8 protein-coding genes and 1 pseudogene are annotated in these 12748 nt (G+C 44.5%); 4 read left to right on the forward strand and 5 right to left on the reverse strand.

What is annotated here, in order from left to right:
• Positions 1 to 10: 10 nt before the first annotated feature.
• The 3 genes and pseudogenes from hslV to priA form a co-directional block, all read right to left on the reverse strand.
• Complete coding sequence (gene hslV, locus GSF04_RS06835; RefSeq protein WP_010368932.1) at positions 11 to 529, reverse strand: ATP-dependent protease subunit HslV; 519 nt, start codon at positions 527 to 529, stop codon at positions 11 to 13.
• Between the two features lie 70 nt (positions 530 to 599).
• Positions 600 to 1130 (reverse strand): SPOR domain-containing protein, encoded by a 531-nt coding sequence (locus GSF04_RS06840; RefSeq protein ID WP_211859103.1) that lies wholly within the window; start codon positions 1128 to 1130, stop codon positions 600 to 602.
• A 13-nt stretch (positions 1131 to 1143) separates the two neighbouring features.
• Positions 1144 to 3314, reverse strand: a pseudogene (gene priA / locus GSF04_RS06845) (primosomal protein N').
• Positions 3315 to 3528: 214 nt separating this feature from the next.
• On the opposite strand from priA, the gene rpmE reads away from it, so the two are divergent.
• Both rpmE and GSF04_RS06855 read left to right on the forward strand, forming a co-directional pair.
• Positions 3529 to 3744 (forward strand): 50S ribosomal protein L31, encoded by a 216-nt coding sequence (gene rpmE, locus GSF04_RS06850; RefSeq protein WP_010607053.1) that lies wholly within the window; start codon positions 3529 to 3531, stop codon positions 3742 to 3744.
• A 771-nt stretch (positions 3745 to 4515) separates the two neighbouring features.
• Positions 4516 to 5757: a malic enzyme-like NAD(P)-binding protein gene (locus GSF04_RS06855; protein WP_069020522.1), complete on the forward strand. Its 1242-nt coding sequence runs from the start codon at positions 4516 to 4518 to the stop codon at positions 5755 to 5757.
• Positions 5758 to 5838: 81 nt separating this feature from the next.
• On the opposite strand, the gene metJ is transcribed toward GSF04_RS06855, so the two are convergent.
• Entirely contained in the window at positions 5839 to 6159 is a 321-nt protein-coding gene (gene metJ / locus GSF04_RS06860) for a met regulon transcriptional regulator MetJ (RefSeq protein ID WP_010368921.1), read from the reverse strand.
• A 344-nt stretch (positions 6160 to 6503) separates the two neighbouring features.
• Here metJ and metB point away from each other — a divergent pair, with 344 nt between their 5' ends.
• Positions 6504 to 7724, forward strand: a complete 1221-nt coding sequence (metB, locus tag GSF04_RS06865; RefSeq protein WP_211859104.1) for a cystathionine gamma-synthase — start codon at positions 6504 to 6506, stop codon at positions 7722 to 7724.
• 4 nt (positions 7725 to 7728) lie between these two features.
• The gene (gene metL / locus GSF04_RS06870; RefSeq protein WP_211859105.1) at positions 7729 to 10077 is read left to right on the forward strand and encodes a bifunctional aspartate kinase/homoserine dehydrogenase II; all 2349 of its coding nucleotides are present in this window, start codon (positions 7729 to 7731) and stop codon (positions 10075 to 10077) included.
• A gap of 88 nt (positions 10078 to 10165) precedes the next feature.
• On the opposite strand, the gene GSF04_RS06875 is transcribed toward metL, so the two are convergent.
• Positions 10166 to 12622 (reverse strand): PBP1A family penicillin-binding protein, encoded by a 2457-nt coding sequence (locus tag GSF04_RS06875; RefSeq protein ID WP_211859106.1) that lies wholly within the window; start codon positions 12620 to 12622, stop codon positions 10166 to 10168.
• Positions 12623 to 12748: the final 126 nt, after the last annotated feature.

Raw genomic sequence — 12748 nt, forward strand, 5'->3', positions numbered from 1 at the left:
ACGAGTCCTATTACAATTCTTCGATAGTTTGGAAATTATTGGTAAATACGCAGATATCGCCAGCGATCTTCAGGCTCTTTTCCACGATTTCTTTCGCACTTAAGTCTGTATTTTCAAGTAGTGCGGTTGCAGCCGCCTGTGCGAAGTTACCACCACTGCCGATAGCAATAAGATCATGCTCTGGCTGCACCACATCGCCGTTACCTGTGATGATAAGCGAGGCGGTTTCATCGGCTACCGCAAGTAGGGCTTCAAGCCTTCTTAATGCTCTGTCGGTACGCCAGTCTTTTGCCATTTCTACGGCTGCTTTAGTGAGATGGCCTTGGTGCATCTCAAGCTTTGCTTCAAAGCGTTCAAATAATGTAAATGCATCAGCCGTACCGCCAGCGAAACCTGCCAGTACTTTACCATTGTATAGACGACGTACTTTACGTGCGTTGCCTTTCATAACTGTGTTACCAAGCGAAACTTGGCCATCACCGCCGATAACCACTTTGTCATCGCGACGAACACTAACGATGGTAGTCATAGTAATCCTTATCTGGGCCTGTGCCCGTGTAACTCTAGATTAGTAGGAAATATGGGTAGACTTATAAAAATCAAGTCCAGCCCCAAATCCCGCAGCCAAATATCCCAACACGCTGCAATTTGTTTTTATCGCTCTCGGCTAAACGTTTGGTATCGTAGGGACCAAGACGGACACGATACCAGACACCGTTACTCCCTTCGGTACGACGGATCTCCGCGATTAATCCAGCAAACGCAACTTTGGCTTTCATGGCTTCGGCTTGGCTATGGGTTCTAAATGAACCACACTGCATTTGATAGGGGCCTTTGCTCTCGATCTCTTTAACTTCGACCTTGATTTCATGATTTTTAATTTCTTCAATGAACTCAGGTGGGCGAGGCTTTGGTTTAATAACCTTTTGCTCGGCAACTGGGTGCGGATTTTTGGCTTGCTCTACTTCTGTAGGATCGGCATTGGTTTTTATAAACCAAAGACCGTAGGCAAACCCACCGATTAGTAGAAATGCAAAAATAGCAGCAATAACAGGAAATTTTGCCGATTTTTCTGGCTTGTCTTTCCCCTTGCCTTTAGGTTTCTTATTGATGTAATCGTGCTGTGCCATAGGTTATTTGATTTTAATAGCTATCCATTGGATCAACATCTATGCTCCAGCGTACTCGATTGGCAGACTCATGCGTAGCAATATAGCGCGCAAGTTGCGAAAGGTAGTCCCGCAGCACAGTGCGTTGTTGTGCGTGTATATGTAATTGATATCTGAACTTTCCAGCTATTCGTTCAAGTGGTGCTGGAATTGGACCCAGCAATTGTATACCAGGATAGGGGGTAGCTGGAACCAAATCCGACAAAAAGCGCAATACTGTATTTATATTTGTTGCCTCGGCGCGGATGATAGCTAAGTGTGCGAAGGGGGAAGCATAGCTTCTTCACGCTCTTGTAAGGCATATCGCGCGAAGTCGCCATAACCATTATTGATTAAATCTTGCAATAATGGATGTTCTGGAAAATGCGTTTGCAATAACACGGTTCCCGCTTCACCGGCGCGTCCGGCTCGTCCAGCAACTTGCGTAATAAGCTGCGCCATTTGCTCGGTTGCTCTAAAGTCGCAAGAGTAAAGTCCTGAGTCCACATCCAAGATAATCACAAGACTGACATCGGCAAAGTGGTGGCCCTTGGCAAGCATTTGAGTGCCGACCAGAATTCGCGCGCCACCTTGATTAATTTCTTCGAGTGCGCTTTCAAGGCTGCCCTTACGGCGCGTAGAATCTCGGTCAATGCGAGTAACGGGAATATCGGTGAAGCGTTCGCTTAAAAAGCCTTCGAGTTGTTCTGTACCAAGCCCTGTGGGCATGATTTGGGTGCTGCCGCAATCTGGACACTGTCTCGGTACAAAGTCCTGTTCACCACAATGATGGCATACCAAGCGGTTCATGTTTTTATGGTACGTGGCGCTGGTAGAGCAATGTTTACAGGTATTAAGCCATCCGCATTCGTGACACATCAATGTTGGTGCAAAGCCTCGACGATTTAGAAACACCATAACTTGCTTACCGCGAGCGAGTGTTTTTTCCATCCAATGTAAACTCATTGCTGAAAACCCGCCTTGTTCTGGCTGACCTTTCATGTCTACAAGGTGAAATTGGTTATCGTGCTGGGTCTGCGCTCGTTTACTCAGTGTGACGAGTTGGTATTTGTTGGTAATGGCTTTGTGTAATGTTTCTAATGCCGGTGTTGCGGTTCCTAAAAGCAAAGGGCAGTGTGCCTGATGCGCTCGAAATGCAGCGAGATCTCTGGCGTGATAGCGCAGGCCTTCTTGCTGTTTAAACGAGTTGTCGTGCTCTTCGTCAACGATGATCATGCCGAGATTTTGAAATGGTAAAAAAATGGCCGAGCGAGTACCGATAACCAAAGCGCTCAGACCCTTTTCGGCGCGACGCCAAGTATGTAGGCGCTCGTTATCGGTTAGATTTGAGTGCCATAAATCAATGGGCAGGTTATTGAAGCGCTTCTTAAAGCGGTTGACTGTTTGCGGTGTGAGTCCAATTTCAGGCACCAAGATCAGTGCTTGTTTACCCGCTTTTATTATGTTTTCAAGGCTTTGTAAGTAGACTTCGGTTTTACCACTTCCCGTTACACCTTCGATTAAAAAGGTACGGTAACCGACTTGTGCATTGACGGCGCTGCAAATAGTCGCTTGTTGGTCGTTTAGGCGTGGTTTTTCGCCAAGCTGTAATTCGTTTTGCGACCAATCACTATCATGCTCAATAGATTGTGAGATAAGCGCTTTTTCTTCCAATGCTTTAATTGTTTGGCTTGCAAATCCGAGCGCTTTGAGTTCGCTTAATTTTATTGCGCCACCTTCATATAATTGTGAAAGCAGTGCTTGTTGCTTTTTGGCTCGCAGTGTTGGTAGTTTCTGCCCTTTTTCCGTTAATCTGACGACTGGGATCTGAGTTTTGTCTGGGCTTCCACCGTCTCTAAGTACTGCCGGTAGTGCTGTGAATAAGGTATCGCCAATTGGATGACAGTAATACTGAGAGACAAAGTGTAAGAAGCTAAGTTGTGCTTGATTAAAGACAGGATGCTCGTCCAACACCTCAATAATTTGCTTGAGCTTTTCTTTTGGTACATCGGTGTCGTCTTTTTTAGCAAGCGCAATTGCAGTGCAACGACGGTTGGCGAAATTGACGGTGACTCTCATTCCTGCTTCAACTTGCATGGTTGGTGCTAGCAAATAGTCGAATGTTCGGTGCAGTGGCAGCTTTAAAGCTACTTCAAGAATGAGCATGTATTACAATTCCATAAAGTGAGCGCAGTGACGAAGTATATACCTAAGGTGGTACGAATTGAAAACGTACTCTGCGACGGTGACAAAAAACTCTGAAATATTGCTTGTAGATTGTTCAGATAGGCACTAAAATACGCGTCCACATTTTTGTATAACTACGTATGGTGCCAGACTTCGGGTTTGGAGAGCGATACGGCCTTAACTAGAGGTTGCTATGAAAGAAGGTATTCACCCTAATTACGAGACGATCACTGCATCGTGCTCTTGCGGTAACAAGTTCGAAACTCGTTCAACGCTATGTAAAGATATTCACCTAGACGTATGTTCTGCATGTCACCCGTTCTACACTGGTAAGCAGAAGATCCTTGACACAGGTGGCCGTGTAGATCGCTTTAACAAGCGTTTCGGTGCACTTAGCAGCAAGAAGTAATCTTGTTGGTCTAGTCGAAAAAAGCACCTTAGGGTGCTTTTTTTGTGCCGGTTTGAAAATACCTTCTCGATTTATACATCCTATTCTGCATCAGCAGATAGACCGTCAGTCTTCCCGTCTTATTGTGTCTTTTATTCTTCTAAAATAAAAAACTTGCCAGTTTGGCAGCAAAACTTTACTGATCTCTTGAGTAGAGTAAAAACTCTATTTAGTAGATAAATACTGAATATTTACGAGCTTAAGTTGTGAAAATAATCAAAGCTCATATAGTAAATAGTATCAGGTATGAGCACTTAATATAAACCAAAGTCAGTATATTGTGATTAAATGTCGGTATCTTGACGTTAAAATTAGCTAAGTTGCTATTTTCTTATTGTTTTTATAGTTAGTGTACATTTGTGCTAATTTTCTACATTTTGTGCTGGTTTTAGCGTCTTATTTTTTAAGTTTTAGTCATTTTATTTGTGAAATCTTTCTTAAAATTGAGCTTATCTTCTCGGAAAAGTATAGAAAATACCGTGCTAGTGGATAGACCTGATTTTACTTGAATAATGAGCAAAACTCGGTATTGTGTGAATACGGTCGATTAACTATATGTCCTATTGACATACCGCGACAGCAAAGCATATGCGCTTGTTGAGTGGTTGAATGTCGTCGCTCATATAGTTAATCGCACTGTGTGTTGCTGTAACCAGTCTGATAGGTTGCCAACATTCAGAATGCGAACGTTTACCACACTCTCACATTAACTTCGTAGGAAAATATCGCGCCATGACAGATTTTCGTCAACAAGCTCTAGATTATCACGAGAAGCCCGTTCCAGGTAAAATCAGTGTTGAACTCACTAAACCTGCCGAGACCGTAAAAGACTTAGCACTTGCATACAGCCCAGGTGTTGCAGAGCCAGTACGTGAAATCGCGGCTGATCCGGCGAATGCATACCGTTACACGGGTAAAGGAAATATGGTTGCGGTGATCAGTAATGGTACGGCAATTCTTGGCTTGGGTAACTTAGGTCCTTTGGCGTCAAAGCCTGTTATGGAAGGTAAGGCGCTATTATTTAAGCGTTTTGCGGGTCTTGATTCAATCGATATCGAAGTTAAGCACAACACCACCGAAGACTTCATTAATACGGTGGCAAATATCGCAGACACATTTGGCGGTATTAACCTTGAAGATATTAAAGCGCCAGAGTGCTTTGAAATTGAGCGTGCGCTAATCGAACGTTGTGACGTTCCTGTTTTTCATGATGATCAGCACGGCACCGCAATTGTAACCGCTGCGGGTATGCTGAATGCGTTGGAAATTCAAGGTAAAGATATTCATGATGCGATTATTGTGTGTCTTGGCGCGGGTGCAGCCGCTATCGCTTGTATGGAATTACTGATCAAATGCGGTGCTCAACGTGAGCACATATATATGCTAGACAGAAAAGGCGTGATCCATACTCGCCGTGATGACCTAAATGAATACAAAGAGCTGTTTGCAAACAACACGGATAAGCGTACGTTACAAGATGTGATTGCGGATGCGGACGTATTTGTTGGTGTTTCTGGCCCAGACTTACTTTCTGCTGAAGATCTAAAGTTAATGGCTGACAAGCCAGTGGTATTCGCTTGTTCTAACCCAGATCCTGAGATCAGCCCTGAAGTTGCACACGGTGCACGTAATGATTTGATCATGGCGACAGGTCGCTCAGATTATCCAAACCAAGTAAATAACGTGCTGTGTTTCCCGTTTATCTTCCGTGGTGCGCTTGATGTACGTGCAACCGCTATCAATGACGAAATGAAGATTGCAGCGGTTGAAGCAATTAGAACGATTGCGAAAGAACCTGTGCCTGCTGAAGTGTTAAAAGCGGCTGACGTGGATAGTCTTGAGTTTGGTCCTGAGTACATTATTCCAAAACCAATGGATCCGCGTTTGTTACCTCGTATCGCAAAAGCGGTAGCGGTAGCTGCAATTGAATCAGGTGTGGCACAAATCGATATGCCAGCTGGATATATGGAATAATACCATTGGTATTATCCAAATGAAAAAAGCCTCGATTGAGGCTTTTTTTGTGTCTGTAAGTCCACAGAAAAAGAGTAGTTATCACTCTTCGTTTATTTCTGGGATCTCCAAACCGCGTTCTTCCATTATTTGTCTTACCTCTAACGGAATACGCTCTGGATTATCTTTTCTCAAGTCTTCATCGCTCGGCAGTGGCTGACCTGTGAAGGCATGTAGAAACGCCTCACATAAAAGCTCACTGTTCGTGGCATGACGTAAGTTATTCACTTGGCGACGTGTACGCTCATCAGTTAGCACTTTGAGTACATTCAGAGGTATGCTCACCGTGATCTTTTTTACTTGCTCTGCTTTCTTACCGTGTTCTGCATATGGGTGAATATACTCACCGTTCCATTTTGCCATAATTGTGTACTTGCCTCAGTTACATCAATGCCAATATGACTGGGTTCTGGTCTACATTATTCACCAACCGCATGAATATAGGGATAACCTTACGAATTAAAGATAAATCCCAAACTCAAATAGATGAATAAACTAATCCGCCATAGCGAGATAGAAGAATCTCTGCCATAGTTTTCAATAACTCAGTCGTATTAGCAACGCCTAGAGTGGCGAAATTTTATCGGTTTAAAAAAGATAGTCAAATACTAGTTATTTAGCCATTTAGCAGTATAAATGTTTTGACTTCTAGTTTCTGTTGCTCTAACCTTTTAGACGTCTAAACATCCAACTATCTAGGTGACCTTATGAGTCAAGTTAACAAATCGACGGTTGCAGTGCGTCATGGTATAGAAGCTGATAAAGCACATGGGGCAGTAGTGCCACCGCTTTACCTTTCTACCACCTATTCTTTTGCCGATTTTGATACCAAACGCAACTACGATTATGGCCGCAGTGGTAACTTTAATCGTGATGTGCTTGCACAGGCACTTACCGAACTTGAAGGTGGTGCTCGTGGCATTATTACCGCGACTGGCATGGCTGCCGTTCACCTAGTAACTCAGCTACTTAACCATGACGATACGCTGGTTATTCCACATGACTGTTATGGTGGTAGCTATCGCTTGTTTACATCGCTTGCTAAGCGTGGATTGCTCAAATTAACCGTCTTGGATCTCACACAATCAGAAAGTCTTGCACAGCTGCAGCAGATCAAACCTAAATTAGTTTGGATTGAAACACCAAGTAACCCAATATTAAGGCTAACGGATATAGAAGCTGTCGTAAATGCAGCACACGCTGTGGGGGCTTTGGTCGCCGCCGACAATACCTTCTTGTCTCCGGCACTACAAAATCCCATTGCTTTTGGCGTAGATGTAGTCGTGCATTCAACTACTAAATATATCAATGGTCATTCTGATGTCGTGGGGGGCGCGGTGATCGCGCGTACACAGGAGTTGGGTGATGAGTTAGCTTGGTGGGCGAATAATATCGGTATTACAGGTGCACCTTTTGATAGTTACCTAACCCTACGTGGACTGCGCACCTTAAACGTGCGTTTACGCCAACATCAAGAAAATGCTCAGCTTATTGCGGAGTATTTAGAAAAGTCGCCGTATGTTAGCCAAGTTTATTACCCTGGCCTTGAGTCGCATCCTCAACACGAACTTGCGAAAAAACAACAGCTCGGCTTTGGTGGCATGGTGAGCTTTGATATCAAAGGCGATCTGCAAACATCAGCGAAGTTTTTAACGTCTCTAACACACTTTTCATTGGCAGAATCTTTAGGTGGGGTTGAGAGTCTTATTTGCCATCCAGCGACGATGACACACGCAGGTATGGATCCGCAAGCGCGTTTAGAAGCGGGAGTGGGCGACACGTTGATTCGTATTTCTGTAGGCATTGAAGATGCACAGGATCTAATTGCAGATCTGGAATCAGGATTTGCATGTATTGATGAAAGTCAGGCGAGTGATGATGCTAAGTCATTCAAATTAACGCCTGCACATACAGTAGCGTTGTGGTGAGTAAATGGCAAAAGTAGTACATAAGTTTGGTGGTTCGAGTTTAAGCTCGCCAGAGCGTTATCAGGCAGTTGCCAAGATAGTGTTAGAGCAATGTCAACTAGGTGACAGTGTTGTGGTTTCTGCTGCAGGAAAAACAACGAATACCCTAGTGAAGTTATGGCAAAGCTTTGAGCAGCAAGATGTTCGCGCATTCAACGATGTTTTATTACAAGTTGAAAATCATCAACGAGAATTAATTGATGCCCTGTTTGTAGGTGAACAACACAGTGTGTTACTCAAACAGCTCGTCAATGAGCTGCAAGCAATCGCTTTAGGGCGAGAAGAACAGCTGCTTCACTACGCGAGTTTACTTGCACATGGAGAGCTATGGTCGGCTCGTATATTAGCAAACTACCTAAGCTCTCAAGGTGTTGAAGCCAAAGCTATCGACGCTCGTACGTTATTTGTACAACAAGAGGGGGTGTTACTACACGCCCATAACAAAGAAGCGTGCTATCGCGCCATTGATGATCACGCTATCTATATCGTTACCGGTTTTATTGCTGCAAATGCACAAGGTGAAACGGTGACTTTAGGCCGAAATGGCAGTGACTATAGCGCAACTTTGTTGGCAAGTTATCTTGATGCGGCTCAAGTATCAATTTGGACGGATACAACTGGTGTATTCAGCACAGATCCACGTAAAGTCGCTAATGCCATAAAATACACTAAGGTATGTCGTGGCCAAGCTGAATTACTCGCACGATTAGGCAATCCGGTACTGCATGCAAAAACGCTGTCTCCACTTAAAGATACCGATATAAAACTACAAGTTCGCAGCAGCTTTGACGCCGATGCACTTGGCACTGAGATAGTAAAGGCAGGCTATAGCAAAGAGAAGCGCTTTATTACCACTTTTGGACAACTTGACCTGTTACGCGTTGAGCAGCTAAAAAGTGGTGAAGTGAAACAGCTAAGCCAGCTTATTCAGCATAGCATTCATCATTTTGTTAAAGGCGGAGAGGCACACTTACTGGTGCCATCTGAGTTTAGCCATGTTGTGATCAAAGCGCTGGATTCGCGAGCCAATATTATTGAGTCGCAAGTACAAGGCTTTGCTATTGTAGCCCCAAGTCAGGATGTTGCTGGGTTACATCAGCAAGCTCTGGAATTATTGGATGAACATGCGATTGTCACCCGTTTTGTGCTGCAAGAGCGCCATTACAGCTTAGTGTTAACCGATCAAGCAATTGATAGCGATCTACTTGCTATATTGCACGAACGTTTGGTGAATAAAGGCAGAGAGCTTGCTGTGATTGTAGCTGGTGTTGGCAATGTGGGTGAAGTGTTTATCGAACAATGCAAAAACCAAGTCGCTAAGCTGAGTGAGCACTTTGATCTTAAGTTGGTTGGCTTACTGCGTTCTAGGCAAATGTTGTTCTGTCCAAGCGGGTTGAATTTAGCATCGTGGCAACAGCAATGGCAAAATGAGGCCATCGAATATAATGAAGCAGAGCTATTCACTCGTATTAAAGAGCTAGATTACGAGCATAAAGTGGTGGTCGATATTACTGCGAGCGAGCGTTTCAGCGAGTTGTATCCGCAGTTTGTTGAACATGACTGCCATTTGATCAGCGCTAATAAATATGCCGGTACGGCACAACAAGGTTGGTACTCCAAGCTGCGTCAGCAGTTACAAGAGCGTAACCTGTTATGGCGTTACAACACCAGTGTTGGCGCGGGTCTACCCATTAACTTTGCGTTGGCTGATCTGCAAAATAGTGGCGATGAAGTGGTGAGAATTGAAGGCGTCTTTTCCGGCACTTTATCTTGGCTTTGTAGTCGCTATGATGGTTCTGAAGCATTTTCTGAGCTAGTGCTTGGGGCGCAAGAACTTGGTTTTACTGAGCCCGATCCGCGAGAAGACCTATCTGGCCGTGATATGCAGCGTAAGCTTTTGATCTTAGCACGAGAGTTAGGCATTGAACTTGAGCTTGAAGATATTGAATTAGAAGCGTTAATGCCTGAGTCCTTGAGTGTGGGTTCATGGCAAACGTTTTTAGAAAATCGCCAGCAACTCGATGACTTTTATGCGACACACTATGCGAAGGCCACAGCGAATGACGCAGCGCTTCGTTATACTGGTGCACTTGAAATTGCAAGCAATGGCAAAGTGTCTGCAAAAGTAGGCATTGCACAGGTACCAAACGGCTCGGCAATCGCGAATTTAACACCGGGTGATAATATTTTTGTGATCCACACTAAATGGTATGAACAAAACCCACTGGTGATCCAAGGCCCCGGGGCAGGTAAAGAAGTGACAGCTGCGGGAATACATTCCGATTTATTCTGGCTGACGCAAAATCTAAAATAACTCTTTTAAGAAAATAGATATAATACAACTGGTATAAGACAAAAATGCCGATACATCTGTATCGGCATTTTTATTTTAGATTTTTATTTTAGAATAACTCTTCGTGAGTCGGTAGCGGCGCGGTATCGTCAAACGGTGTGCTGCTATTCGTATCTAATACATATTTGGTTGGCGCTGTACCTTGCTCGAAATATTCAAACCGAGATGTGTAATCGTTCTTACGAGACAAAAGCCCTGTCTTTAAATCAATCCGAGTTGAAATAAGCCCAGGAGGCGGCTCTATTGGAGCCAAAGGCTCATCTTTAAGTGCCTCACGCATAAAGTCTATCCAAGCAGGTTGTGCTGAAATCGCGCCGGCTTCTGCGCCAACAAGTTGATTATTACCAAGGTTAGCGTTGTAGGCCGCACGACCCAAGGATTTACTCGCATCATCAAAGCCAACCCAAACTGTGGTGAGGACATTGCGGTTAAAGCCCGTAAACCAAGTATCTACTGAGTCATTGGTGGTACCCGTTTTTCCAGCAAGGTCACGACGTTTTAACCACTGACCACGCCAGCCTGTGCCGCTCCAACCCGTGTCGTGTTTCCAGCTACCGCCACCCCAGATTGCACTATGAAGCGCATCAGCAATCAGAAATGCGTTTTGCTCCGAAATTACTTGCGGTGCACAGCGCTCAGGTTGTTCTTCCAGCTGCTGCTCGTCGCAGACCAATAACGGCTCTGCCGAACCCAGCTCAGTGCCGAATGAGTCGGTAATTTTATCGATAAAGTACGGCTCAATGAGGTGACCGCCGTTGGCAAAAGTGGCCATGCCGCGCGCCATTTCAATAGGAGTCAGTGCAGCACTACCAAGCGCCAATGACTCACTGCGATTAATATCTGCGTCTTGAAAACCAAATTTAAGCAAATGATCAGCAGCCTTATTTATGCCAACACCTTTGATCAAACGAACAGATACCACGTTTTTCGATTGTGCAAGCGCTCGACGAATACGGATTGGGCCGTTATACACTTCAGGGCTATTCTTCGGACGCCAAGCCACGCCAACGCTTCTGTCCCAATGATTAATCGGGGCGTCATTAAGAATGGTGGCTAGGGTATAGCCATTTTCTAATGCGGATGAATAAATAAAAGGTTTGATGTTTGAACCCACCTGACGCTTAGCTTGGGTAGCACGATTGTATTGGCTAAGCTCAAAGCTGTAGCCACCCACAATCGCCTTTACACGCCCATCCTGCGGGTCGAGTGAGACAAGAGCACTGGATGCCTGTGGCAACTGACTTAACATCCAGCCGTCGTCTTGTTTACGGACAAACACTTGCATGCCCGGCGCGAGGATATCTGCGGTTGTTTTTGGTGGTAAGCTTTGACGCGTCTCACTGATGTATTGTCTGGCCCAACTTAAGCCTGACCATTCCAATGTAATTTGTTCACCGGTCTTTAAGAGCAGGTCGGCCGTTTTCTCTGCAATGCTCAGCACCACAGCGGCTTTTAACGGTCCAATTTCATTGACCTTTTTAAGGCGAGTAATAATACCTTCATGGCTTAGCGGCGATCCCGTCTCAGCATGCCAATAGGTTTCTTCTGCGCCTCTAAAGCCGTGACGCATATCGTAGGCATGTAAATTATCAACTAATGCATGCTGAGCAGCCTGTTGCATGTCAGACTCCACACTGGTGTAAACTTTCATGCCTGAGTTATAAGCTTTATCAGTACCGTAGCGTTCGACCATATAGGCGCGAACCATTTCAGAAATATAAGGTGCATACAGCTCGATTTCGGCGCCATGGAATTTAGCCGTGATAGGAGCTTGTGTCGCCTCATCATATTCTGCGCGGGTAATATACTTTTCAGCAAGCATTCGTCCGAGCACAACATTCCGGCGCAATTGTGCGCGCTCTGGGTTACGAATTGGATTTAACGCAGAAGGCGCTTTTGGCAGGCCTGCAATCATTGCCATTTCTGCTAAAGTTAATTCTGATAGTGAGCGACCGTAGTAGACTTGTGCTGCTGCACCGATACCAAAGGCGCGATTGCCTAGTTCAATTTTGTTTAAGTAAAGCTCAAAAATTTCATCTTTCGTTAATAGTTGCTCAATATGCAACGCAATAAAGATTTCTTTCACTTTACGAATATAGGCTTTCTCTCTTGTTAAGAAGAAGTTTCTGGCAAGTTGCATGGTGAGCGTACTGGCTCCCTGCTTTTTTTGCCCTGTGGTGATAAGCACTATAGCGGAGCGGACGATACCTATCGGGTCAATGCCGAAATGATCGTAAAAGCGATTGTCTTCTGTCGCTAAGAATGCTTTTCGCATGGGAAGTGGAACATCCTGCAAACGTACAGGGATCCTGCGCTTTTCACCAAACTGATTGATGAGTTTTCCGTCTCGTGTAAAGACTTGCATGGGTGTTTGTAGTTGAACATCTTTCAAAACCTCTACACTTGGTATGTCAGATTTGACATAATAATAAAGACTGATAAGTGTCAACACGCCTAAAAGGGTACAAACAAAAACGAATTGTAAAAATCTTTTCAATAATTTCACGGAATTATCCCTAGTTAGACTCCCAATTACAGGTAGACACTGCTAGTATATCTTGATTAAAAAACGATTAATATTTTTGTGTGCTAAATTTTTATGGTACACAGTCTTAAAAGGAAACGGGCGCTT

Source organism: Pseudoalteromonas sp. A22, assembly GCF_018141345.1.
GTDB lineage: Bacteria > Pseudomonadota > Gammaproteobacteria > Enterobacterales > Alteromonadaceae > Pseudoalteromonas > Pseudoalteromonas maricaloris.